Origin of the sequence: Roseibium aestuarii (assembly GCF_008477545.1) — a bacterium.
In the GTDB taxonomy this organism is placed as follows: domain Bacteria; phylum Pseudomonadota; class Alphaproteobacteria; order Rhizobiales; family Stappiaceae; genus Roseibium; species Roseibium aestuarii.
Genome location: NZ_VORA01000001.1, coordinates 1,624,713 through 1,648,361 on the forward strand (window position 1 = coordinate 1,624,713; position 23,649 = coordinate 1,648,361).

General features: G+C 67.0%; 20 protein-coding genes. 16 read left to right on the forward strand and 4 right to left on the reverse strand.

All coding sequences use genetic code 11. The annotated features are described in order from the left end of the window. Positions 1–17: 17 nt before the first annotated feature. Positions 18–1,298, reverse strand: coding sequence for a UbiH/UbiF family hydroxylase (locus FR728_RS06910; RefSeq protein WP_149891845.1), 1,281 nt, complete (start codon positions 1,296–1,298; stop codon positions 18–20). A gap of 247 nt (positions 1,299–1,545) precedes the next feature. On the opposite strand from FR728_RS06910, the gene FR728_RS06915 reads away from it, so the two are divergent. The 15 genes from FR728_RS06915 (at position 1,546) to uraD (ending at position 18,464) form a co-directional block, all read left to right on the forward strand. Next, positions 1,546–2,463, forward strand: coding sequence for a DUF2182 domain-containing protein (locus FR728_RS06915; protein WP_149891846.1), 918 nt, complete (start codon positions 1,546–1,548; stop codon positions 2,461–2,463). Between the two features lie 187 nt (positions 2,464–2,650). Then, positions 2,651–3,370: a CDP-alcohol phosphatidyltransferase family protein gene (locus FR728_RS06920; RefSeq protein WP_208998680.1), complete on the forward strand. Its 720-nt coding sequence runs from the start codon at positions 2,651–2,653 to the stop codon at positions 3,368–3,370. A gap of 86 nt (positions 3,371–3,456) precedes the next feature. Beyond that, the gene (locus FR728_RS06925; RefSeq protein WP_149891847.1) at positions 3,457–4,194 is read left to right on the forward strand and encodes a TerC family protein; all 738 of its coding nucleotides are present in this window, start codon (positions 3,457–3,459) and stop codon (positions 4,192–4,194) included. A 116-nt stretch (positions 4,195–4,310) separates the two neighbouring features. Next, positions 4,311–5,288: a quinone oxidoreductase family protein gene (locus tag FR728_RS06930; RefSeq protein ID WP_149891848.1), complete on the forward strand. Its 978-nt coding sequence runs from the start codon at positions 4,311–4,313 to the stop codon at positions 5,286–5,288. Positions 5,289–5,302: 14 nt separating this feature from the next. After that, complete coding sequence (locus FR728_RS06935) at positions 5,303–6,289, forward strand: LysR family transcriptional regulator (RefSeq protein WP_149891849.1); 987 nt, start codon at positions 5,303–5,305, stop codon at positions 6,287–6,289. Between the two features lie 76 nt (positions 6,290–6,365). Beyond that, positions 6,366–6,728 carry a hydroxyisourate hydrolase gene (uraH, locus tag FR728_RS06940; protein WP_149891850.1) on the forward strand — a complete coding sequence of 121 codons (363 nt, stop codon included), beginning with the start codon at positions 6,366–6,368 and terminating at the stop codon, positions 6,726–6,728. A gap of 6 nt (positions 6,729–6,734) precedes the next feature. Continuing rightward, on the forward strand, positions 6,735–8,228 hold the full coding sequence (xdhA, locus tag FR728_RS06945; RefSeq protein WP_149891851.1) for a xanthine dehydrogenase small subunit: 1,494 nt from the start codon (positions 6,735–6,737) through the stop codon (positions 8,226–8,228). After that, positions 8,225–10,594, forward strand: a complete 2,370-nt coding sequence (gene xdhB, locus FR728_RS06950; RefSeq protein ID WP_149891852.1) for a xanthine dehydrogenase molybdopterin binding subunit — start codon at positions 8,225–8,227, stop codon at positions 10,592–10,594. The genes xdhA and xdhB overlap by 4 nt, the downstream gene beginning before the upstream one ends. Beyond that, positions 10,594–11,691 carry a xanthine dehydrogenase accessory protein XdhC gene (gene xdhC, locus FR728_RS06955; RefSeq protein WP_149891853.1) on the forward strand — a complete coding sequence of 366 codons (1,098 nt, stop codon included), beginning with the start codon at positions 10,594–10,596 and terminating at the stop codon, positions 11,689–11,691. Before xdhB ends, xdhC begins: the two co-directional genes overlap by 1 nt. Before the next feature lie 46 nt (positions 11,692–11,737). Further along, positions 11,738–13,342, forward strand: coding sequence for an ABC transporter ATP-binding protein (locus FR728_RS06960; RefSeq protein WP_149892255.1), 1,605 nt, complete (start codon positions 11,738–11,740; stop codon positions 13,340–13,342). Then, positions 13,342–14,424, forward strand: a complete 1,083-nt coding sequence (locus FR728_RS06965) for an ABC transporter permease (RefSeq protein ID WP_149891854.1) — start codon at positions 13,342–13,344, stop codon at positions 14,422–14,424. Before FR728_RS06960 ends, FR728_RS06965 begins: the two co-directional genes overlap by 1 nt. Positions 14,425–14,427: 3 nt before the next feature. Further along, on the forward strand, positions 14,428–15,342 hold the full coding sequence (locus FR728_RS06970; protein ID WP_149891855.1) for an ABC transporter permease: 915 nt from the start codon (positions 14,428–14,430) through the stop codon (positions 15,340–15,342). 114 nt (positions 15,343–15,456) lie between these two features. Further along, positions 15,457–16,521, forward strand: a complete 1,065-nt coding sequence (locus tag FR728_RS06975; RefSeq protein ID WP_149891856.1) for a BMP family ABC transporter substrate-binding protein — start codon at positions 15,457–15,459, stop codon at positions 16,519–16,521. A 199-nt stretch (positions 16,522–16,720) separates the two neighbouring features. After that, positions 16,721–17,908 (forward strand): urate hydroxylase PuuD, encoded by a 1,188-nt coding sequence (locus tag FR728_RS06980; protein ID WP_149891857.1) that lies wholly within the window; start codon positions 16,721–16,723, stop codon positions 17,906–17,908. Positions 17,909–17,954: 46 nt separating this feature from the next. Next, entirely contained in the window at positions 17,955–18,464 is a 510-nt protein-coding gene (gene uraD, locus FR728_RS06985) for a 2-oxo-4-hydroxy-4-carboxy-5-ureidoimidazoline decarboxylase (protein WP_149891858.1), read from the forward strand. Between the two features lie 46 nt (positions 18,465–18,510). Here the strand turns inward: uraD and FR728_RS06990 are convergent, their stop codons facing one another. Both FR728_RS06990 and FR728_RS06995 read right to left on the reverse strand, forming a co-directional pair. Further along, positions 18,511–19,404: a hypothetical protein gene (locus tag FR728_RS06990; RefSeq protein WP_149891859.1), complete on the reverse strand. Its 894-nt coding sequence runs from the start codon at positions 19,402–19,404 to the stop codon at positions 18,511–18,513. Further along, positions 19,401–22,028: a vWA domain-containing protein gene (locus FR728_RS06995; protein WP_188318808.1), complete on the reverse strand. Its 2,628-nt coding sequence runs from the start codon at positions 22,026–22,028 to the stop codon at positions 19,401–19,403. The genes FR728_RS06990 and FR728_RS06995 overlap by 4 nt, the downstream gene beginning before the upstream one ends. Before the next feature lie 93 nt (positions 22,029–22,121). Between FR728_RS06995 and FR728_RS07000 the strand changes: the two genes are divergently transcribed. Continuing rightward, positions 22,122–22,865, forward strand: coding sequence for a helix-turn-helix transcriptional regulator (locus tag FR728_RS07000; RefSeq protein WP_188318809.1), 744 nt, complete (start codon positions 22,122–22,124; stop codon positions 22,863–22,865). 66 nt (positions 22,866–22,931) lie between these two features. On the opposite strand, the gene FR728_RS07005 is transcribed toward FR728_RS07000, so the two are convergent. Further along, on the reverse strand, positions 22,932–23,633 hold the full coding sequence (locus FR728_RS07005) for a GntR family transcriptional regulator (RefSeq protein WP_244304405.1): 702 nt from the start codon (positions 23,631–23,633) through the stop codon (positions 22,932–22,934). Between the last annotated feature and the right edge of the window lie 16 nt (positions 23,634–23,649).

The following is a 23,649-nucleotide window of genomic DNA, read 5'->3' on the forward strand; positions in this document are numbered from 1 at the left end:
GCGCATGCCGGCCCGCCTCAGCGCGGCAGACGCGGCAGCTTGGGCGCAGGGAACCGCAGGCGCGGCGCCTTGGGGAAGGGCAGGGGCAGACCCTTCAGCCGCTGGCCCGGCGCGATGCCTTCCTTCATCAGGAAGCGGCGCAGGGCGGGCAACCGGTCGGCCAGATAGAGACCGGCGCTGCGCATCATCTGAACCGGCAGGAAATCGGTGAGCAGGGATCGGTTCAGCGCGTCCACGGCGGCGGTGCGGCTGGTGATGTCCTGCCAGCGATCCTTCTCATAGGCCTTGAGCAGGGCGTCCGCGCCCGGGTCGGCGAGCGGGCTGCCGGCAGGGGTCAGGTGACCAGCCAGGCAGGCGACATCGCGCAGGCCCAGGTTCAGCCCCTGTGCCCCGATGGGCGGGAAGACATGGGCGGCCTCGCCGATCAGCGCCAGACGATGCCCTGCCAGGGCGTTGGCGGTGAGCCCGGAGAGCGGATAGCTCTGGGGCCGCGAGGCAATGCGGAACTTGCCGAGGATCGAATGGGCCCGGCGCTCCAGCTCCAGCGCCAGATCCTCATCGGCCATGGCGCGCAGGGGCTCGGCGTCTTCCGGGCTGACGACGCAAACCAGCGACGACATGCGCCCGGGCAGCGGCACCAGCGTGAAGGGGCCGGTGGGTGTGTGGAATTCGTTCGAGGTGTCGTTGTGGGGCTGGTCATGGGCCAGGTTGAGCACCACGGCGGTCTGGGGATAGGACCAGCTCTTTACTGAAATGCCCGCAGCCTCGCGCGCCGGAGAGCGGCGGCCGTCGGCGGCGACACAGAGCCTGGCGCGAATCTCGCCGCCCGAGGCCAGACGGATCACCACGTGATCCTCGAGGAAGGCATAGGAACTGACCGTATCCTCGACCCGGGTGAGGGTCGAGGCCGCGTCTGCAGCCTCGGAGAGCGTGCGGTTCAGATCCTTGTTCAGGATGTTGTAGCCGAAGGCGTCCAGCTCCAGCTCGGCGCTGTCGAAGGTCACTTCCGGCGCCCGGATGAGCCGGTCCGTCCCGTCGATCATCCGCATCCGGCGCAGAGGCGCGGTGAGGGGCGCAAGGGTCTCCCACAGGCCCAGCCGCGCGTAAAGATCGGCAGAGGCCGACAGGAGCGCCGTGGTGCGACCGTCGTCCAGATTGGCGGGCGGCGCCACCAGCACGGTGCCATATCCCGCCTTGGCCAGAAGGAGTGCTGCGGTCATGCCCGCAGGGCCTGCGCCGATCACGGCAATGTCGTGGAGGGTCTGGTCGGAGGCGGGCAGGGCGGCGGTATCGGTCATGGTCTGATCCGGGTTCGATGATCCGATGGGCGTTACCCGGCCTGGACCGGATCGCTCACCTGATCTACGTGGGGCGCGTGGGCGCGCTGACAAGACGGCGGCGCTCCCTGTGGCAACGCGCCGCCCTCGGATCTAGACCGGGTCTCCGGTCACCGGCCTTGACCTGGGTCATGGAGACGGCGGATCCTGTCCCCTAGAAGCACGAGATGGTCCCGTACGGCAATCCCGTTCCCTGACACGAGGCAAGATGACGCTCTCCCTGTCCACACCTCCCGCACCGTCCGCAGCTGCGCGGCCTGATGCCGTGCGCCCGCGCGGCTGGGGTCTTGTGGTCGCGGCCGTCGTTCTCCTGTCGGGGCTGGGCTGGCTGGTGATGGCCCTGATGGTGGTGGAGATGATCCCAGCCATTGACATGGGAGCGCTCGGCCCGGGCATGGGGCTTTTCAACAGTTTCGGTCCTCTCGCCGCCCTGCCGGCGGACGTGCGTGCCACGCTCCAGGTTCTGTGTCTGCCCACGGCGGCGACCGGGGGGCTCTCTGGCTGGAGCCTCGCCCAGTGGGGCGGGGCGCTGGCCATGTGGGCGGCCATGGCGCTTGCCATGATGGTGCCGACCGCCATCCCCATGCTGAAGCGCTTCCATGCGGCCAGCGAAGGGTCCGTGATGGCCACCCTTGCGGTGCTGCTCGGCTATGTGAGCGTCTGGCTTGCCTATGCGGTCGCCGCGACGCTGGCCCAGTGGCTCTTCAATGCGAAACTCGCCGTCCTCTCTGATGTGGCGGCCTCCGTGTCGCTCGCCTTTTCCGCCAGCGTGCTGCTGGCGGCCGGCATCTATCAGTTCACGCCGGTGAAGCGGGCCTGTCTGCTGCGATGCTGGTATCCGCGCTTCGTCTTCGGAACGGCCGGGGCGGACCGGCGGGTGCCGCTTTCCGCTGCCCTGGTCGAGGGCGTCCGCCAGGGCGTGTCCTGCCTCGGCTGCTGCTCGGCGGTCATGGGCGTCATGTTCGCCGTGGGCGTGATGAACCTGTTCTGGATGGTCCTGCTCGGCGCCCTCATGGCCGTTGAAAAGAGCCTGCCCTCGCGGGTGCTGCCGCCGCTGGCCGGGGCGCTGTTCCTGCTGGCCGGAGCGGCCCTGGTGCTGGTCATCCGCCTGGGGGCAGCCGCCTGAGCCTGGTGCGAGGATTCCCCTGCTGCGCCGGCCGATGAGGCTATGGAATGAGGGGGCAACGGGCCCGGGGCACAAAAATCGGCAACAAGTCTGTTCAATCCGGCGCAGAATTGAAATAATAGAGCCACAGACGTGTCGTCCCCCAGGGGCCCGGCACCCCGTAGCAATTGCGTGAGGCCCCTAGCCCGTGACCGACTTTCCCCATGAGCGTACCCCGCAGGAACCTGCGCTGTTCCTGATTCACATGCTGACCGCGCTGGGTGCGCCGGTTGCTCTCGTGGCCCTTCTGGCCGGGGCCCGTGGCGCCTGGGCGGAAATGTTCGCCTGGCTGGGTCTGGCGCTGGTGATCGACGGGGTCGACGGTCCGTTGGCGCGCAAATACGACATCGCGCACCGGCTGCCGCGCTGGTCCGGGGCGTCCCTCGATTTCGTCATCGACTACGCCACCTATGTCTTCCTGCCGGCCTTTGCCCTGTCGGCCAGCGGCATGATCTCCTCGCCCTGGAGCTGGATCTGCGGCGGGCTCGTCGTCTTCACCGGGGCGCTTTATTTCGCCGACAACGGCATGAAGACCCCGGATGGCTCCTTCAAGGGGTTCCCCGGCGGCTGGAACATGGTGGTTTTCGGCCTGATGGCCCTGTCGCCGTCCGAAGGCTTCACCATCGGCTTCGTGCTCTTCTGCTGCGTGCTCACCTTCCTGCCGATCCGCTTCGTCCATCCGGTGCGCGTCAAGCGCTGGCGTCCTCTGACCCTCGGCATCACGCTGGTGTGGTTCGTGGCGGCAGGCATCGCTGTGGCCGACGGCATGAGCGTCGAGGGTCCCGCTGCCATGGTGCTCACAGCGGCCAGTCTTTACCTCTTCTGCGTGAGCGGCATCCAGCAGCTCTGCGAACGCTTCATCGACTGATCCCTGATCCCATGCAACGCCCGGCCGGTCCGGGCGTTCTGCCGTGAGGCGCCCACCCGCGCCGGATGAGACGGGGAGACCTCACCATGGAATGGCTGATGCAGCCGGAAATCTGGGCAAGCCTTCTGACCCTGACGGTCATGGAGGTGGTGCTCGGCATCGACAACATCGTCTTCATTTCGGTCATCGTGTCCCGTCTGCCCGAGCAGATGGCGGCCCGTGCCCGGGCCATCGGTCTGGCCATGGCGCTGGTCTTCCGCATCGCGCTGCTGTCGGTGCTGAGCTGGCTTGTCGGTCTCACCGCGCCGCTCGTCACCATCGCGGGCCATGATTTTTCCTGGCGTGATGCGATTCTCATGGCCGGCGGCCTGTTCCTGCTCTTCAAGGCGACCCACGAGATCCACAAGGGCATCGAGGGCGACGAGGATGAGGAGCGAGGTGCTGCGGCCCGCAAGGTCAGCTACGGCGCCGTGATCGCCCAGATCCTCGTCATCGACATGGTGTTTTCCATCGACAGCATCATCACGGCCATCGGCATGGCGGAGCACCTCGGGGTGATGGTCGCGGCCGTGGTCATCGCCATGGGCATCATGTATCTGGCCTCCGGTCCGGTGGCCGAGTTCATCAAGCATCATCCCACGACCAAGATGCTGGCGCTCGCCTTCCTGCTGCTCATCGGGGTTGCCCTTGTCGCCGACGCGCTCGGGTTCCATATCCCGCGTGGTTACATCTATTTCGCCATGGCCTTCTCGGCCGGGGTGGAGATCATCAATGTCATTGCCGGCCGCAGGCGCCGCAGGGCCCGGGAGGCCCGTGCGGCCTGAAGGGAGCCCGAGTGTTCCCTGAGGTCGGCTGACATCCCGTCTATCGGCTCCGTGATCGGAGCCTGACCGCCCGCGCGTCCTGCGGGCGGTCCTTTTGCTGTCGAGGAGGAGACATCATGGTTCACGCGATCCGCATCCACGAAACCGGCGGACCGGACAAGATGAAGTGGGAAGAAATCGAGGTCGGGGCTCCGGGGGCGGGCGAGATTCGCATCCGCCACACGGCTGTCGGGCTCAACTACATCGACACCTATTTCCGCTCCGGTCTCTATCCCTCTCCGTCCGGCCTGCCGCTGGTGCTCGGCAACGAGGGCGCCGGCGTCGTCGTGGCGATCGGTGAGGGCGTGACCTCGCTCGCCGTCGGCGACCGGGTGGCCTATGCCGGGCCGATCGGCTCCTATTCGGAAGAGCGCCTGATGGCGGCCGACCGGGTGGTGAAGATCCCCGAGGGCATCGACGACAAGACGGCTGCGGCCATGATGCTCAAGGGCATGACCGCCCAGTATCTGCTGCGCCAGACCTTCCAGGTCGGTCCGGACACCACGCTGCTCTTCCACGCCGCCGCCGGGGGCGTCGGCCTCATCGCCGGTCAGTGGGCAAGCCATCTGGGTGCGACCGTCATCGGCACGGTCGGGTCCGACGAGAAGGCGGAACTCGCCCGCGCCAACGGCTACACCCACGTGATCAACTACCGGAGCGAGAATTTCGTCGAGCGGGTGGCCGAGATCACCGGCGGGCGCAAGTGCGACGTGGTCTATGACAGCGTCGGCAAGGACACCTATCCGGGGTCGCTCGACTGCATTCGGCCCCTCGGCCTGTGGGTCAGCTTCGGCCAGTCCTCCGGACCGATCACCGATTTCAATATGGGGATCCTGTCCCAGAAGGGCTCGCTCTTCGCGACCCGTCCGACGCTCTTCACCTATATCGCCACGCCCGAGGCCCTGGCCAAGACCGCCGGAGAACTCTTCGACGTGGTTGCCAAGGGCATCGTGAAGATCCCGGTCAGCCAGGAATATGCTCTGAAGGATGCCGCGCGCGCCCACGAGGACCTGCAGGGCCGCAAGACTACCGGCGCAACCGTTCTGTTGCCGTAAGGGGGACAAGCGACATGGCCGGAGACAAGCGGAGCGACAGGGCGCGCAACCTTTATGCTCCGGCCATGCGCTATTTCGCGGTGGTCGCCGAGCGGGGCTCCATCCGCGCAGCTTCGCGGGAGCTCAACGTGGCGGCCTCTGCCGTCAACCGGCAGATCCTGTGGCTGGAGGAAGCGCTCGACCTGCAGCTTTTCGAGCGCGTGGCCAAGCGCTTGCGCCTGTCCCAGGCGGGCGAGATCCTGCTCGCCCATGTGCGCCGCACCTATTCCGATTTCGATGCCACCATGGCCGAGCTGGATGCCTTGAAAGGCCTGCGGCGCGGCACGGTTTCGATTGCCAGCGTCGAGAGCATCGCCGAAAGCCTGCTGCCGCGTCTCGTTGCCGGCTTCCGCAAGACCTATCCGGGCATCCACGTGGCGGTGAACGTGGTCAATGCCCGCGAGGCGGCCGAACGGGTTATTGCGGGCGAGGCCGATGTGGGTCTCACCTTCGATCCGCCGCGCGCCTCCGCCCTGACGGTGGCCTATCATCACGACATGCCGATCGGCGCGCTGATGGCGCCCGATCATCCGCTGGCCGCCCGCGAGCGGCTGGTGCTGGCCGATTGTCTGCGCTATCCGCTGGCGCTTCCGGCGACCGGCCTGTCGCTCAGAACCCGGCTCGACAGCGCGCTCAGCCGCCTGCCTGGCAGCCTGCGCACCTTTGTCGAGGCCAATTCCCTGCGTTTCATGCGCCAGCTTGCCCGCGACGGGCAGGTGATCGGCTTCCAGACCCGCATCGGCTGCGAGGAGGATCTGGCGCGCGGGCTGCTGGTGTTTCGCGAACTTGAGGATGCGCCCCTGCAGGATGACCGCATGTGCATCGTCACCTCGTCGCTCCGGGCGCTGGCCCTGTCGCCCGGAATGTTCTTCAATCACGCGGTGATGATGCTGAAAGATCATTTGCCGGTGGATGATGCCATTTCGGCAACAACGAGACCTGAAATCGGCGCTTTGGATTGAGGTCGAATTGGGGCACCCTGTGGGATGCGTGCGGGCCTGAGGGCCAGCGCGCGAACCGAGGGAGATTTTCTGAGCGATGGGGCGTCTGACCACCCATGTCCTTGATACGGCCAGCGGAAAGCCGGCGGCCGGACTGACGATCGAATTGCGCCGCCTGTGCGCCGACGGCAAGCACTGGACCGATCTTGCCACCAAGGTGACCAATGCGGATGGCCGGGTGGATGCGCCCTTCCTGGAAGGGGAGACCATGGAGGTCGGCACCTACGAGCTGCGCTTCCACGCGGGCGACTATCTCAAGGCGTCCGGCGCGCCGGGCCTTGCCGATCCGCTCTTCCTCGACATCATCCCGCTGCGATTCGCCATTGCCGACCCGCAGGCCCATTATCACGTGCCGCTGCTGCTTTCGCCCTTCGGCTATTCCACCTATCGGGGGAGCTGACGGCTCATGCGCGAATCCATCCGTTTCCTGCGCAAGGGAGAGGTTGTCGAAGTCAGTGACGTGGCGCCGACGGCGACCGTGCTCGACTATCTGCGCCTGACCTGTGGCGCCACCGGGACCAAAGAAGGCTGCGCGGAAGGAGACTGCGGCGCCTGCACGGTCGCCATCGGCCGCCTGATCGACGGCAAGCTGGTCTATCAGCCGGTGAACAGCTGCATCCAGCTTCTGGGCCAGCTCGATGGGGCGGAACTCGTCACCGTCGAGGATCTCGCCCAGGACGACCGGCTGCATCCGGTGCAGCAGGCCATGGCGGATCTGCACGGGTCCCAGTGCGGCTTCTGCACGCCGGGCTTCATCATGACCCTCTTCTGCCTCTATCACGCGGAAGGCCAGTCGAAGTCGCGGGCGACCGTGACCGAATGGCTCGCCGGCAACCTGTGCCGCTGCACCGGCTATCGGCCCATCGTTGAGGCCGCCCTTCAGGCCTGTTTCGACGAGGCGGATGACGCCTTCACCTGGCGGGGCCGCGACACCGCCGCCCGCCTGGCCCAGCTGGACGACGGCCGTGACGTGCTGATCGGCGACGGCGAGAGCTTCTTTGCCTCGCCCGCCTCGCTGGAAGGGCTTGGGGCACTTTATGGCCAGCATCCGGACGCGACGCTCGTGGCGGGCGCGACCGATGTCGGGCTCTGGATCACCAAGCATCTGAAGTCCCTGCCGAAGGTCATCTGGCTCGGGCGCATTGCCGGTCTCGACCGCGTCGAGGAGACTGCGAGTGGCGTGCTGGTCGGCGCGACCGCCACCTTCGCCGCCTGTGAAGCGGCCATGACCCGGCTGTCCCCGGACCTGGGCGCGCTGTGGAAGCGGATCGGCTCGCGGCAGGTGCGCGCCAGCGGCACGGTCGGGGGCAACATCGCCAATGGCTCGCCCATCGGCGACAGCCCGCCGGCCCTGATCGCCCTTGGCGCCACGCTCGAACTCCAGTCCCATCACGGGGACCGCACCCTGCCTCTGGAAGACTTCTTCATCGACTACGGACGGCAGGACCGGGGGGCGGGCGAATTCGTTACGGGCCTCTTCGTGCCGCGTCCGGCCGCCGATCAGGTCTTCCGCTGCTACAAGATTTCCAAACGCTTCGATCAGGATATTTCCGCCGTCATGGGGGCGTTTCTCTTCACCCTCGAGGGCGCGCGCATCACCGCCGCACGGATTGCCTTCGGCGGGATGGCGGGGACGCCGAAACGGGCCATCGGTGCGGAAGCAGCCCTTGTGGGCGCCACCGTCGAGGACCCGGCCACCTGGACCGAAGCGCTGAAAGCCATCCAGTCCGATTACACGCCGCTCAGCGACATGCGCGCCAGCGCCGAATACCGCGCCGAGACCGCCCGGGCCCTTCTGGCCAAGGCGCTGATGGAGGCGGGCGGCACGGAAGCGGCCCAATTGCGCTTGCGCGGGGCCGAAAAGCCCGCGGGCAGCAGCACCCTGGAGGCCGCGGAATGACCGGCGAGACCTCGACCCTGGCCATCGTGCGCCAGTCCGTGCGCCATGACAGCGCCGCCAAGCACGTGACCGGTCAGGCCGTCTATATCGACGACATGCCCGAACCCGCCGGCACCCTGCATGTGGTTCCGGGCTGGGACCGGGCCAGTGTGTGCGGCCGGATCCTGTCGCTGGATCTGGAGGCCGTGCGTGCCACGCCCGGCGTGGTTGCCGTGCTGACCGCCGAGGATGTTCCGGGCACCAACGACTGCTCGTCTGCCCTCGGAGATGATCCGGTTCTTGCCAAGGGCGAGATCCTCTTCTTCGGCCAGGTGGTCTTTGCGGTGGTGGCGACCACGCGCGAGATCGCGCGGCGTGCGGCCCGCAAGGCGGTGTTCGAGGTGGAAGCTGCAACGCCGATCCTCACCCCCGATCAGGCCGCCCAGGCCGACAGCATGGTGCTGCCCGACTATCAGTTCGGGCGCGGGGAGAGTGCCGCAGCGCTCGAGGCGGCCGATCACCGGCTTTCGGGCACCTTCCGCATCGGCGGACAGGAGCATTTCTATCTGGAAGGCCAGGTGGCGCTTGCCAGCCCGGCCGAAGACGGGGGCATGCATGTGCACTCCTCGACCCAGCACCCGACGGAGATCCAGCACACGGTGGCCAAGGTGCTCGGCGTGCCGGATGCGCTGGTCACGGCGGAGGTTCGGCGCATGGGCGGCGGTTTCGGCGGCAAGGAAAGCCAGGCGAACCAGTGGGCGGCCCTTGCCGCCATCGCTGCGGCGCGCACAGGCAAGCCCTGCAAGCTGCGGCTCGACCGGGACGACGACATGATCATGACCGGCAAGCGGCATGATTTCCGCGTCGACTGGGCGGTGGGCTACGGGTCTGACGGGGTGATCCAGGCAACGGAATTCGATTTCCTCGCCCGCTGCGGCTATTCGGCCGACCTGTCTCTGGGCGTCAATGACCGGACCATGTTCCATTCTGATTCCAGCTACTTCTATCCGCAGGCGACGATCCGGTCCCGGCGGCTGAAGACCAACACCTGTTCCAACACGGCCTTCCGGGGCTTTGGCGGGCCGCAGGGCATGGTGGCGGCCGAGCGCATGATGGAGGCCATCGCGATCTCCCTCGGCGAGGACGCGCTGTCGGTCCGCAAGCGCAACTTCTATACGGCCGAGCGCAACCTCACCCCCTATGGCATGCCGGTGGAGGAGCACGAGGTCCTGCATGATCTGGTGGCGCAGCTGGAAGCCAGCTCCGACTACTGGGTGCGGCGGGAAAAGGTGCGCGCCTTCAACCAGCACAATGCGGTGCTGAAGAAGGGGCTGGCGCTGACGCCGGTGAAATTCGGCATTTCCTTCACCCTGAAGCACCTCAATCAGGCCGGCGCGCTCGTCCATCTCTATACGGACGGATCCGTGCAGCTGAACCACGGTGGCACGGAAATGGGGCAGGGGCTCTACACCAAGGTGGCCCAGGTGGTTGCCGAGGAACTGGGTGTCACCCTCGACCGGGTACGGATCACGGCGACCAACACGTCGAAGGTTCCCAACACGGCCCCGACCGCCGCGTCCTCGGGCACCGATCTGAACGGCATGGCGGCGCGCATTGCCGCGCGCACCATCCGTGACCGGCTCGTGGCCTTCCTGAGCGAACGCCACGAATGCCCGGCCGAGGCCATCCTCTTCCGCGACAACAAGGTGATCGTGGCCGATCAGGCCTTCTCGCTGGCGCAGGTGGCCAAGGAAGCGCACATGGGCCGGGTGCATCTGTCGGATGCAGGTTTCTACGCGACCCCGAAGATCACCTGGGACCGGGAGACCGCAACCGGCCGTCCGTTCTTCTATTTTGCCTATGGCGCAGCCTGCGCCGAGGTGACCATCGACACCATGACCGGCGAAATGACCGTCGACCGGGTGGACCTGCTGCATGACGTGGGCCATTCGCTCAATCCGGCCATCGACATCGGCCAGATCGAGGGCGGCTTCGTGCAGGGCATGGGGTGGCTGACCACCGAGGAACTGGTCTGGGACGACAAGGGGCGCCTGCGCACCCATGCGCCCTCGACCTACAAGATCCCCACCGCCTCCGACATTCCGGCGGACTTCCGCGTGCGGCTCTACGAGAGCAAGGGCAATCCGCAGGAGACCATCTATCGCTCCAAGGCGGTGGGCGAACCGCCGGTCATGCTGGCGAATGCGGTCTATTGTGCAATCCACGACGCAGTCGCAAGCCTTGCCCCCGGTGAGGTGCCGGATCTGAATGCGCCGACAACGCCGGAGGAAATCCTGCGGGCCGTGCGCCTGCAGCGGGCCAAGGCCCATCGCACGGTCGCAGCCTCTGCCCCAGCCCCAGTCTCAGATTCGGGAGAAACCGACTGATGCAGGTCTGGCGCGTCCTCCGGCAAACCCTTGGGTCTCATGAGGCCTGCGTGCTGGTGTCTGTCGCCCGGGGCGACGGGTCCACCCCGCGGGAGGCGGGGGCGCGCATGGTGGTGCGCCCGGATGGCAGCCTGGCGGGCACCATCGGCGGCGGTCACCTGGAATATCAGGCCCTGCATCATGCGCTGGCCTCGCTTCAGGCCGCAGAGGCTGAAACGGCCCACGCGGAGGGGCGGCCCTTCGAGCGGCGGCGCTTCTCGCTGGGGCCGGATCTCGGCCAATGCTGCGGCGGGCGCGTCGACCTGACTTTCGAACGGTTCTCCCGCGCCGATCTGGATGCGGTGTCGGTCCTGGCGGAGCGGGAGGCGGAGGAGACCGTCTTCTCCACCGTGATGACCGTCTCTGAGGGGCGGGCGGGCGCCCGGCAGATGCTGGAGGGCGCAAGCCTCGCATCCGGAGAGGGGGAGGGAGAGCGTGGCGTGCTTCGGGACGTCACCTCAGGGGCCCCGCGCGATGCCCGGGACCAGTCGGTGACCGAGACCTTCGGAGAGGCGCGCCAGACGCTCTATCTCTTCGGCGCCGGCCATGTGGGGCGGGCCGTGGTTCTGGCGCTGGCGCCGCTGCCGTTCCGGATCGTCTGGGTTGACAGCCGCCGCGAGATGTTCCCGGGCCGGGTGCCTGCTCACGTGACCCTGCTTGCGCCGGAGGATCCGGTCAGCGCTCTGGCGTCTGCCGAGTCCGGGAGCTTCGTTCTCGTCATGACCCACGACCACGGGCTGGACGAGGCGATCGTCGCCGCAGCCCTGACCTCGAATGGCGGGGGGGACGGAAAATTTTCCTATGTCGGGCTGATCGGCAGTCAGACCAAGCGCAAGCGGTTCGAGAGCCGGTTGCGGGCAGGCGGGTTGAGTGCCGGGGCCCTGGAGGCTCTGGTCTGTCCCATCGGCAGCGGGCGGTTGCGCTCCAAGCATCCAGCGGTGATTGCCGCGAATGTGAGCGTGCAACTGCTTGAGCGCCTTGAAGATCTGGATAGTCGCCGGGGGAGTGCGGCGAGTGGGGCGGAAGGTCTTGCAAAAATGGCAGGACTTGGACGATAAGGCGGCAGGAGCCCGGGGGACAGGACAGTTGAGCGACGTGAAGACCATGAGCGCGGCAGGCGCGGACGGGGCGGGGATCGACCGGAGCGCTGGTACGCCCCTGCTGGAAGCCTTCGGGCTGACGAAGCGCTTTGGCGACATCCTGGCCAATGAATCCGTCGATCTGCGCATCAATCAGGGCGAGATTCACGCGCTTCTGGGGGAAAACGGCGCCGGCAAGTCCACCCTGGTGAAGAGCTTCTACGGCTCGCTGGAACCCGACAGCGGTGAGATCTTCTGGCTAGGCAAGCGGGTGCGCATCGACAATCCGTCCGAGGCGCGGCGTCTGGGCATCGGCATGGTGTTCCAGCACTTCTCCCTGTTCGAAGCCCTGACGGTGGTGGAGAACATCGCGCTTGCCCTTCCCAAGCCCGGCCCGATGGGCGAGCTGGCCCGGCGCATCCGCACCATTTCCGAAGACTATGGCCTGCCGCTCAATCCGGACGATGTGGTCGCGGACCTTCCCGTCGGGATCCGCCAGCGCATCGAGATCATCCGCTGCCTGCTGCAGGAACCCCGGCTGATCATCATGGATGAGCCGACCTCGGTTCTGACCCCGCAGGAAGCGGACAGGCTGTTTGTCACGCTCCAGCGTCTGGCCTCCGAAGGCTGCGCGGTGCTCTATATTTCCCACCGGCTGGAAGAGGTGCAGCGCATCTGCCATCACGCCACCATCCTGCGTCACGGGCGCAAGGTGGCGGAATGCGATCCGTCGCTGGAAACCGCCGGTAGCCTGGCGCGCATGATGGTGGGCGCCGAAGTGGCCCATGTTTCCGCCCGCGACACGGCCCCGGCCACCGGCCCGGTGCGCCTGCGGCTCACGGGCCTGAGCGCCTCGGCCCTGACTCCCTTCGCCACGGCCCTGTCCGGCATCGATCTCGAGGTTCATGGCGGCGAAGTGGTGGCGATCGCAGGGGTCGCGGGCAATGGCCAGGGCGAGCTCTTCGACGTGATTTCCGGCGAGCGGGAAGTTCCCTCCGCCATGATCCAGCTCGACGACATGCCCTGCGGCCACCGCAGCATCACCTGGCGCCGGCAGAAGTCGGCCGCCTTCGTGCCGGAAGAGCGTCTGGGGCATGGCTCCGTTCCGGGGCTCGAGCTTTCGGGCAATGTGACGCTGACCCGCCACAGCACCGGCGATGGTCTGATCGCGACCCTCGGGCTTCTGTCCCGTCAGGCGGCCCATGCCCTGGAGAAGAAGATCAAGGGCACCTATGACGTGCGCATGTCCCACGACAATCCGGAGGCCCGGTCGCTCTCCGGCGGCAACCTGCAGAAATTCGTGGTCGGGCGCGAGCTGGACCGCAATCCGGGGATCCTGGTGATCAACCAGCCCACATGGGGCGTGGATGCGGGGGCGGCGGCGCTGATCCGTCAGGCCCTGATCGATCTCGCCCGCTCGGGCTCGGCCGTCCTCGTCATCTCGCAGGATCTGGACGAGATCTTCGAGGTGGCCGACCGGATCGCCGTCATCTCGCGCGGGATGCTGTCGCGCGCCGAGCCGGTGGCGGAGATGACCCGCGAGCGCATCGGCCTGCTGATGGCCGGCGGCGCGGAAGACGAAAGCGCAAGACAGGCGACAAGCCGAACCGGAGCAGGGGGAGCTGCCTGATGCGTATCGAACTGGTCAAGCGCAAGGAACACAGTCACCTGATGACGGTGCTGTCGCCCCTGCTGGCGGTGGTCCTGACCCTTCTGACCGCGGCGCTGCTCTTTGCGCTGGCGGGCAAGGATCCGATGATCGGCCTCTACAAGTTCTTCGTTGAGCCGCTCTTCGACAGCTGGTCCCTGCAGGAGCTGCTGGTGAAGGCGACGCCGCTGGTGCTGATCGCCGCCGGTCTGCTGCTGTGCTATCTGTCCAACAACTGGAACATCGGAGCGGAAGGCCAGTTCGTCTTCGGCGCCATCTGCGGCTCCTTCGTGCCGATCCTCTTCCCCGATTTCCAGACGGTCTTCACCCTGCCGCTGATGCTCTTCTTCGGCATTCTCGGCGGCGCGGCCTGGGCACTCATCCCGGCGCTGCTCAAGGTGCGGTTCTCGACTAACGAGATCCTCTCCAGCCTGATGCTGGTCTATGTGGCCAACCTGCTGCTCGACTATCTGGTGCGCGGTCCCTGGCGGGATCCGGAAGGCTACAATTTCCCGGAAAGCCGCATGTTCTCCGACGCGGCGATCATGCCCTCCATCGGCCTGGGCCGCCTGACGATTGCCGCGCCGATCACCATTGTCGTCATCGTGGCGCTGGCGATCCTGCTGTCGCGGACCCTGAAGGGCTTCGAGATCCGGGTGATGGGCGAAAGCCCGCGGGCGGGCGAGTTCGCCGGCTTTTCCAGGGGGCGGCTGACCCTCTTTGTCTTCGCCATTTCCGGCGGCCTTGCAGGACTCGCCGGCACGATGGAAGTCTCCGGCTCCCTGAACCAGCTGCTGCCGGTCATCTCGCCGGGCTACGGCTTCACCGCGATCATCGTGGCCTTCCTCGGCCGGCTGAATCCCTTCGGCATCCTGATTGCAGGCTTCGTTCTGGCGCTCTCCTACATCGGCGGCGAGGCCGTCCAGTCGTCGGTGGGAATCTCCGACAAGATCTCGGACGTGATCCAGGGCATGCTGCTCTTCTACGTGCTGGCCTGCGACACGCTCATTCTCTACAAGCCGCGGCTGGTGCGCAGCCGTCGCGTCGGCACCCGGGAGGCCTGACCCATGTTCGAAGCGGTTCTTCTGACCGTCATCACCGCGGCCACGCCCCTGCTGATTGCCGCCATCGGCGAGCTGGTGGTGGAGCGCTCCGGCGTTCTCAACCTCGGCGTTGAAGGCATGATGATCATGGGGGCGGTCGTCGGCTTCGGCGCGGCCAACCTCACCGGCTCCGGCACCGTCGGGGCTCTGGCGGCGATCCTCGCCGGCATGGGCATGTCGGCGATCTTCGGGTTGCTGGTGCTTTATCTCGCCACCAACCAGGTCGCGACGGGGCTTGCCCTGACCATCCTTGGTCTGGGGCTCTCCGGCCTCATCGGCGAGGCCTTCATCGGCGTGCCGGGGCTCAAGCTGCCGCGCCTGGAAATCGCCGGGCTTTCCGACATACCCTTCTTCGGTCCGGTGGTCTTCAATCAGGACGCGCTGGTCTATGTGGGGCTGGGTCTGGTGGCCATCGTGAGCTACGTGCTGTTCCGCACCCGTGCGGGCCTGATCCTGCGCGCGGTGGGCGACAACCACGGCTCGGCCCATGCGCTCGGCTACTCGGTGCTCAAGGTGCGGTTCCTCGCCGTGCTCTTCGGTGGCGGCTGCGCAGGGCTTGCCGGCGGATACATGTCGCTCGCCTATACGCCCCAGTGGGTGGAAAACATGACTGCCGGCCGGGGCTGGATCGCCCTGGCGCTGGTGGTCTTTGCCTCCTGGCTGCCCGTGCGGGTGGTGGCCGGTGCCTATCTCTTCGGAGCGGTGACCGTGCTGACCTTCCATGCCCAGGCCCAGGGTCTCGGCATCCCGTCCCAGTTCCTGTCCAGCCTGCCGTATCTTGCAACCATCGTGGTTCTGGTGATCATATCGGCAAACCGTCGTCTGACGCTTGTGAATACGCCGGCCTGCCTCGGCAAGCCGTTCGTTCCCGACAGGTGAGGTCCCTTCGGGCCTGACCTGCCGTTCGTACCCGGGATCGCATCGCGATCCGGTTCCGGGTCTCCTCCCAGATCGCGTATCGAGTGACTTTTCAGTTCTTGAGGGGATACAAAAATGAAGAACCTGCTTAAAGCCGCTGTCGCCGCCGTGGCGCTCACCGCCGCAGTCGGCTCCGCACAGGCGGCCGACGTCAAGGCCTGCTGGATCTATGTCGGCCCGGTGGGCGACTTCGGCTGGTCCTACCAGCACGATCAGGGCCGCCAGGAAGCGGTTGCCCAGTTCGGCGACAAGCTGGAAACCGCCTATCTGGAAAGCGTTCCGGAAGGCCCGGATGCCGAGCGCGCCATCGAGCGTTTCGCCCGTGAAGGCTGCAACATCATCTTCACCACCTCCTTCGGCTACATGAACCCGACCCTGAAGGTCGCGGCCAAGTATCCGGACGTGAAGTTCGAACATGCAACCGGCTACAAGACTGCCGACAACGTTGCGACCTACAACTCCAAGTTCCACGAAGGCCGCTACATCATCGGTCAGATCGCGGCCAAGATGTCGAAGACCGGCACCGCCGGCTACATCACCTCCTTCCCGATCCCGGAAGTGATCTCCGGCATCAACGCCTTCATGCTGGGCGCGCAGACCGTGAACCCGGACTTCAAGGTGAAGGTCGTGTGGGCCAACACCTGGTTCGACCCGGCCAAGGAAGCCGATGCGGCCAAGGCGCTGGCTGACCAGGGCGTGGACATCATGGTCCAGCACACCGATTCCACCGCTCCGCTGCAGGTGGCCCAGGAGCGCGGTCTGCACGGCTTCGGCCAGGCGTCCGACATGATCGCCTTCGCACCGGAAGCCCAGTACACCGCCATCGTCGACGAGTGGGGCCCGTACTACATCCACCGCATCCAGGCCGTTCTCGACGGCACCTGGAAGAGCGAGCAGACCTGGGACGGCATTGCCGAAGGTCACGTGAAGATGGCGCCCTACACCAACCTGCCGGATGACGTGGTCGCCATGGCCAAGGAAACCGAAGCCAAGATCGCAGGCGGTTTCGAGCCCTTCACCGGCCCGATCTACGACCAGGCTGGCGAGCTGAAGGCTGCCGAGGGCGTGACCCTCGACGACGGCGCCATCCTCGGCATGAACTGGTACGTCAAGGGCGTGGACGACAAGCTGCCGAACTGAGGCCGTGTCCGGGGCGGCCGCGCGTCGCCCCGCACTTCAGTCCTTGAGAGCTCCGGTCGCGCCGCGCGCGCGGCCGGTTCCCTTCCTCAGGGTAAGGATGGCATCGGAGACCTGAGGGTCGCCATGCCCGACACCTGACACCCCGCACCCTTTCAATCAGCCGGATCTCGGGAAGAGGCCCCGGAAGAGGACCATCGTCATGAGCCTAGCCTTTGCCATGGACTGGCTGAACCTGATCATCCGCTGGGGGCACCTGATCGCCGGCATCGGCTGGATCGGCACGTCCTTCTATTTCATCGCGCTCGACCTTTCCCTGCGCAAGCGCGAGGGGATGAAGGAGGGCGTCTATGGCACGGCCTGGGAAGTGCATGGCGGCGGGTTCTACCATGTGGAGAAGTTCCTCGTGGCGCCGAAGGAGCTGCCGGAGGATCTGATCTGGTACAAGTGGGAAGCCTATCTCACCTGGGTCACAGGCTTCGCCTTGCTGGTGGTGCAGTATTATTTCAACGCCACGTCCTATCTGATCGACCCCTCGGTGCTGAAGCTCACCCCCGGTGAGGCGAGCCTGATTTCCATGGGATCCCTGCTGGCCGGCTGGCTGATCTATGACCGCCTGTGCAAGTCGCCGATCGGCCGCAGCGTGCCGCTGCTGGCACTCTGCCTCTTCGTGCTGATCCTGGCCTTCTCCTACATGTTCACCCACGTGTTCTCCGGCCGGGGTGCCTTCATTCATGTGGGGGCCTTCGTCGGCACCATCATGGCGGTGAACGTGTTCGGCGTGATCATTCCGAACCAGAAGAAGATCGCCGCCAGCCTGATGCGCGGCGAAGCGCCGGATCCGCGTCTGGGCGCGACCGGCAAGCAGCGCTCGGTTCACAACAACTATCTGACCCTGCCGGTCCTGCTGATGATGGTGTCCAACCACTATCCCATGCTGACCAGCCATCCGCAGAGCTGGCTGCTCGTCGCGCTGATCCTGGTGATTGGCGGCATGGTGCGCCATTTCTTCAACCGGCATGAGGCCGGCGATCCGGTCGCCCGCTTCTGGTGGACGCTTCCGGTTGCCGCCGTCGGCCTGTTGGCCGCCGTCATCATGACCGCGCCGAAGGATTATTCCGGCGGAGCGGCCGTTGCCGATGCCACGGTGCTGCAGATTGCCCGCGCCCATTGCGCCATGTGCCACGCCACCGTGCCGACCCACGAGGCCTTCGAGGACGCGCCCAAGGGCATTCATCTGGAAACCATCGAGGATCTGCGCCGTTATGCGGATCTGATCATGGTGCAGGCGGTCCAGTCCGATGCCATGCCGCTTGGCAACGAGACCGGAATGACGCTCGAAGAGCGTGAGACGCTCGGCACCTGGATCTCGGGCCTGAAGGCGAAGTAAGACCCTCCCGGGCCCGTTTGCAGACCTGCGGCGAAGGAACGATGGCATGTATGCACTGGAAGACGTGAACCGGATGGACCGGGCGACCTTCGTCTCCGCCTTCGGCGATGTGGCGGAACATTCGCCCTGGGTGGCGGAGCGGGCCTTCGCTTCCGCACCCTTCTCCGACCGGGCCGCGCTGATTGCCGCCTTTGCCCAGGCGATGGAGGCGGCCGGCGAGGGCGAGCAGCTTGCCCTCATCCGCGCCCATCCGGATCTGGCCGGCAAGGCCGCGCGCGCCGGTGCCATGGCCGATGCCTCGAAGCGCGAGCAGGCAGGGGCCGGGCTTGATACCCTCACCGACGCGGAATTCGAGCGCTTCACGCGGCTCAACGACAGCTACCGGGAGCGCTTCGGCTTTCCCTTCATCTTCGCCGTGCGCGGGGCGACCAAGGACATGATCCTGGAAGCCTTCGACACCCGGCTGCTGAACACGCCCGAGGAAGAGTTGGCGACGGCACTCAGCCAGATCGCCCGTATCTTGCGCTTCCGTCTGGAAGACCTGATTCCCGAATAAGGACATGAGGGGCCGGAGTCTCGCTACCGCGCCGCTGTTCCGCCTGTCAGTCGCCGACCCGGATCCAGCGGTCGGTGCCGACGATCCGGCAGGCGCCGGGAGATCCGCCCATCACGATTGCGGCTTCCGCCGGGAGCACGATCTCCATGGAGCGGCGGAAGGTGATCTCCTGAGGTGAGAGGACCTGAAGCGTCCAGAGCAGGTGGGACCCGCCACCTTCGCCAGCCGGAATGGCGGCAAATTGCGCCGCTGCCATGTCCTTCGTTTCCCAGATAGAGCCGCCTGTGCGGGTCCATTTGACCCGGGCGGTGCGGGACAGCTCCAGCGCGTCCGGATTGAACGGACGGGAGAAGCTGAGACGGCGTTCGCCAGCCATTCCCGCCATGCCCCCGGGCGCCTGACCCGCAGCCATGGGGAACAGGCCCTGCATCATGGCCGGACACCCTTCCATGCGGCTGGGGCCAATTTCCGCGCGCCAGAGCCCGTCACGGGGCTGTCCGCCCGGGCCGACCTCCAGCCCCTCATCCTCACGAAATGTCAGGTCATCCTTGTCGACTGTCAGGCCCTCCTCCTCGGTGAAGGTGAGGCCGCCGGCACCGCCCGGTGGCGGGGCGGGGCGGCAGTCGGGATCGGAGGGCAGGGCGACCGCGTTCAGGCCAAGACCGGTGGCCACTTCTTCCAGCGTGTCTCCGGGCTTCAGCCAGAAGGGCTCGTTGCCCTCCGTGATCACGATCACCTGGGCACCGTCCGGCCGATCGCCGCTCGGTCCATAGAGGCTCTGGATCTGGTCGTCTGCAGGGGACACCTGGAGTGCTGCCTCGCCCGACGCGCCGGGTCCCTGATAGGCAACGAAAGTGTCCGTGCCGCAGCTGGCCAGCGCCTTGTCGGTGAAGAGCCCGAGGGCGAGCAGACCCGCGGCGAGGGGGAAGAAGGGCATCATGGCTTGCGCTCCGTCAGCTGACGCAGGAGATCGATCTGGCCGGCGGTGACGGGCGCGCCGGACGCGCGGCCTCTCGTCAGGGATCCGGCAATGAGCTCGATCTCGTCAGTCGAGATATAGGGGGTGAATTCGCAGACCGGCCCGAGCGCCGAGGCGAGACAGGCTTCGCCGCCCGGCTGGTTGAGACCGGCGCGCTTGGCGTTGCCGGCAGGATCCGCATGGGTGAACCAGAGACCCGGCGCGCCATCGGCGGCGGCTGGGGCCAGACTGACGCTCCACCCGGCCGGCAGCACCCCCGCGACGGAGGGGTCGTCCTGGCTGAACAGGCAATCTTCCGTTTCCGGACAGGTAACGATGGTCGAATCCATGCCGGTCGGGGTTGCTCCGGGGCGGATCCCGCCTGCGCCCTCCAGAAGCCCCTTCATGGCCGCCGCGGCTGCCGGGTCCTGGGCAGCCAGCTCCTGCATGGCCTTGGCCAGCGCCTCGGCAGGGGTCGGCAAATCCTTCGGCCGGGTGTCGCGGATCGACCTGCGAACCAGTTCGAAGGCAAGCGGCATGGCCTCGCTGGCAGGCTCGAAGCGGCAGAGCTGACCCGACTGTACGCTCATGCAGGGGCCGTTGGCGGCGATCCACTGATGCGGGTTCAGCACGATGGAATCGGGCGCTTCCCCCGGGCCGTAGAGAGTCATGCGCACAAGGCCCTGCGCCCCGCCGGATGCCCCACCGGCGGTTGCCGCCTCACGGGTCGGGCGGTCGGTGATCCAGCCGCCGGGCAGCAGAAACAGCAGCCCTGTCTCCGGATCCTCGATCACGCATTGGGTCGTCTCCTCGCACCGGTAGCCGACCTGATCCGGCGGCAGCACGTCATCGGGCCCGTGGGTCGGGTCCATGTCGCCCCCGGAAAGGGAAGCCTGCGCGGTCCCCGCCGTCCCGGTCCCGGCGGGAGCAGGGAGGTCGCTCCGCTGCGCGGAACCTGGAGACGGGGGGACTGCGCTGCTTCCGGAGGCCGCAGGGGCAGTATCTGCACCCTCCAGCCCCTCGGCAGTGATCTCTCCCGTGACGGTGAGCGGCAGACGGGTCGCAATGGCAGCGTCACCGTCCATGTCGGCAAAGAGATAGACGATCTCATAGGGTCCCGGCGCTGCGGGCGCGGTCAGGACACGGGCTGCTCCGTGCTCGCTGGCGAAAAGCTCCGACAGATAGGCGCTCTGCGCCCAGTCGGCCAGCGCCCCGTCGGTCCAGATCTCCACCCGGTCGGACGGTGCGCCGCCACCGCGCACGGCGATGGAAACGGGCGCTTCGGGAGCGACCTGCGCAGGGGCGGCGATCTCGACCTGCGGGCGTGCCTCCACCCGGAGCGGCCGCAGGGCGAGCGCCTTGGACAGATTCGTCTCGCCATAGCGGTGGAATGCCACCTGATAGGTGCCCGGATCGGTGGGGAGATTGAGCTGGCCGAGGCGCGGTCCCAGAGACCCGTCCTGGCTCGACCAGGTGATCGCCCGGTCCTCCAGCCCCGTCGCATCGGGGGGCAGAAGGGTCAGGAGGAAATCGGCGCCGCCTGTGGCAAGTCCTTCCCGGGAGATCTCCAGCGGGAAGAGCGCACCGGCACCTGCCCGGTAGGGGCCGATCTCGTCGAAGACCAGGGCGGGAAGGGCACCCGTAAAGGGCACGAGCACAGTCCGGGCCTCGCCCGAGTTTACGGTAATCTCGAGGGATCCGTTGCCCTGCTCTCCGGCGTCCGCCACCAGACGCCAGCGACCGGCGTCAAGCTCGGCGGTCAGGGTCCAGCTCCGGGAGAAATCCAACGTCCCGAGCGAGCGGGAGCTGCCGTCATCGAGGTTTTCTGCCGTGAGCGTGACGGTGTCCGGCCGGCCGGCGTCATCGGTGTCCAGCCCGATGTCAAGGGCGGCCGCCTTCGGGGACTGAGGCTGACGGGTGACCGGGCTTGCGGTCTTGCGCAGCGCTTCGGCGAGCTGCTCGCCGCTCAGGGCGGAGAAGAGCTGGCCGCCCGTGGCTTCGGCGATGCAGGACATCTGCTTCACCTCGCCCTCGGTCAGGCCGAAGCCCACCACATGGGCGCGCAGGGGCACCCCCTCGCGCGCCAGCTCCCGGGCAACGGCGCAAGGGTCGCCGCCGCAGGTTTCCAGCCCGTCGGTGATCAGCACCAGATCCGCTTCCTCGGCGTTGCGCGGGAGCGCATCGGCCGCCCGGCGCAGGGCCTGGGCGAGGGGGGTCTTGCCGCGGGGCATGAGGGCGCGCAGGCGCGGCTCCAGCTGCCGGGCCTCTTGCGGCCCGACGGGTGCCACCACCTCGATGTCGGAACAGTCACCGCGCCGATTGTGGCCATAGGCCACCACGCCGAGCGGCTCGGCCGGGTTGCGGCTTGCCAGATAGCGGCCCAGGACATCACGGGCGACCTCGATCCGCGAGCGCCCCTCGGGAAGCTCAGCCCACATGGAGCCGCTGCCGTCGAGGATCAGAACGGTGCTGCGCTCAGGGGGGGCAGCCCCTTGCGCCAGGGCGGCCGTGGCGCCGCCGATCAGGGTTGCAGCAAACGCGAAGAACAGCAGGCGTGCCGCGATGCGTGGCAACGTGCGGAGCGGAAACGAAGGTGTCGGTCGCATGGGCATCCCGAAGCAATTGAAGATATTCAAACTTGACGTAGGTAGAATTAGGCGGACACTGAGAGCAATCTGAGGAATTCCATAGGGGGATGCGTGAGGCTCGCAGATTTCATCGAGGCGGCGACCGTGGAAACCGAGCCAGACAGGCTCTGGGCCTGCGCCACAGCTTGGCTCGAGGATCTGGGCTTTGACCGGGTCCTGCATCTGCAGCTCGGGGCAGACCTAGGCGCAGACCCAGGCGCGCAAGGGGGCTTCTGCGCCCGCACCACGCTGGGGGCGGAGTTCGAGCGCTACTATGTGGATCAGGGCTTGGCCGGTCATGACCCCTTTCCCACCTATTGCCTGTCCGCCCATGGGCCGATCGAGACCGGCGCCGACTATCTGGACGATTATGCCTATCTGAGCGCGGGCGAACGGGAGGTCATCCTGGCCGCCCGCGAGGCGGGGTTCCGCTCCGGGTTTTCCTCCGTCACCCGCCGCGATTCCGCCGGGGTCGAGGCCTGGAACGTGGGCTCAAGGCTCGGCCGCTGGGAGGTGGAGCGGATCCGGCGCGCACGGCAGGGAGAAATCCGCCTGGGGCTTCTTGCCCTTCGGGGGCGGCTGGGCGGCGGCGGGCAGGACTGCCCCTTGAGCCCGCGCGAGCGCCAATGTCTGGAGCTTCTGGCCGACGGGTTGCGCACCAAGGCCATCGCCCACGAGCTGGGGATCGCCCCGATCACCGTGGAGCTGCATCTGCGCAACGCCCGCAGCAAGCTGGGCGCGGCCACCCGCGAACAGGCGGTTGCAACCTTCGTTGCCCGCTATGGTCCGCCACCCACGGATCCTGCCAAGGGCTGAGCCGTCGGTTCGGCCCTGCGGTGAGGCAAGCGCCCCCGGGAGTTACGGGAGGCAAGGCAGGTGCCGTCAGCTGGCGCAGAAGATCATGCGGAGCCGTGCATCGCGTGCCTGATGAATATGGGTCCGTGCGGCGGCCTCCGCGGCGTCGCTGTCGCGCGCGGCAATCGCGGTCGCCATGGCCCGGTGTTCGGCGACCGCGCCTTCGGCCCGTTCCGGCATGGTGAAGGTGGTGCTGGGCAGGAGGGCCAGGGAATCGTTCAGGTCTTCCAGCATGCGCAGGAGATAGTCATTGCGCGCGGCCTGATAGATCGCTTCGTGGAAGCGAATGTTTGCCTTGGCCAGGGCCTGCTCTTCCGCCGGACAGGCGATGAAGGCCTTGAGCGCCAGATCGATGGTGACCAGATCCACCGGCGTCGCATTCTCGGCCGCGAAACGTGCCGCAGCCCCCTCCAGAACCGCCCGCAAGGCATAGAGCTCCATCACCTGAGCCCGGCTCGGTTCGGCAACGGTCCAACCGCCACGGGTGGATTCGACCAGACCCCGCGCCTGCAAGCGGTTGAAGGCTTCGCGCACGGGGGTCCGGCTGACCTGCAATTCGACCGCGGTCTCGTCCTCGCGCATCCGCGCGCCCGGTTTCAGCTCGCCCTTGCGCATGCGCTCCAGAAGCAGACGGTAGACCTTGCTGCCGCGAGAGTTCTCCCCGCGGCCACGCTCGGTCGGTCCGGTGCCGGGCTCCGGCTGATTGTCTGCCTTTTCGGTGGTCGCCACTGTTCGATGTCCCTCG

Excerpts from the sequence above, each read along its gene's own strand:
- uraH (WP_149891850.1), top strand. The coding sequence starts at position 6,366 with ATGGGGCGTCTGACCACCCATGTCCTTGATACGGCCAGCGGAAAGCCG.
- FR728_RS06925 (WP_149891847.1), top strand. The coding sequence starts at position 3,457 with ATGGAATGGCTGATGCAGCCGGAAATCTGGGCAAGCCTTCTGACCCTG.
- FR728_RS06970 (WP_149891855.1), top strand. The coding sequence starts at position 14,428 with ATGTTCGAAGCGGTTCTTCTGACCGTCATCACCGCGGCCACGCCCCTG.
- xdhB (WP_149891852.1), top strand. The coding sequence starts at position 8,225 with ATGACCGGCGAGACCTCGACCCTGGCCATCGTGCGCCAGTCCGTGCGC.
- FR728_RS06980 (WP_149891857.1), top strand. The coding sequence starts at position 16,721 with ATGAGCCTAGCCTTTGCCATGGACTGGCTGAACCTGATCATCCGCTGG.
- FR728_RS06975 (WP_149891856.1), top strand. The coding sequence starts at position 15,457 with ATGAAGAACCTGCTTAAAGCCGCTGTCGCCGCCGTGGCGCTCACCGCC.
- uraD (WP_149891858.1), top strand. The coding sequence starts at position 17,955 with ATGTATGCACTGGAAGACGTGAACCGGATGGACCGGGCGACCTTCGTC.
- xdhC (WP_149891853.1), top strand. The coding sequence starts at position 10,594 with ATGCAGGTCTGGCGCGTCCTCCGGCAAACCCTTGGGTCTCATGAGGCC.
- FR728_RS06960 (WP_149892255.1), top strand. The coding sequence starts at position 11,738 with ATGAGCGCGGCAGGCGCGGACGGGGCGGGGATCGACCGGAGCGCTGGT.
- FR728_RS06930 (WP_149891848.1), top strand. The coding sequence starts at position 4,311 with ATGGTTCACGCGATCCGCATCCACGAAACCGGCGGACCGGACAAGATG.
- FR728_RS06910 (WP_149891845.1), bottom strand. The coding sequence starts at position 1,298 with ATGACCGATACCGCCGCCCTGCCCGCCTCCGACCAGACCCTCCACGAC.
- FR728_RS06935 (WP_149891849.1), top strand. The coding sequence starts at position 5,303 with ATGGCCGGAGACAAGCGGAGCGACAGGGCGCGCAACCTTTATGCTCCG.
- xdhA (WP_149891851.1), top strand. The coding sequence starts at position 6,735 with ATGCGCGAATCCATCCGTTTCCTGCGCAAGGGAGAGGTTGTCGAAGTC.
- FR728_RS06995 (WP_188318808.1), bottom strand. The coding sequence starts at position 22,028 with ATGCGACCGACACCTTCGTTTCCGCTCCGCACGTTGCCACGCATCGCG.
- FR728_RS06915 (WP_149891846.1), top strand. The coding sequence starts at position 1,546 with ATGACGCTCTCCCTGTCCACACCTCCCGCACCGTCCGCAGCTGCGCGG.
- FR728_RS06965 (WP_149891854.1), top strand. The coding sequence starts at position 13,342 with ATGCGTATCGAACTGGTCAAGCGCAAGGAACACAGTCACCTGATGACG.
- FR728_RS06990 (WP_149891859.1), bottom strand. The coding sequence starts at position 19,404 with ATGATGCCCTTCTTCCCCCTCGCCGCGGGTCTGCTCGCCCTCGGGCTC.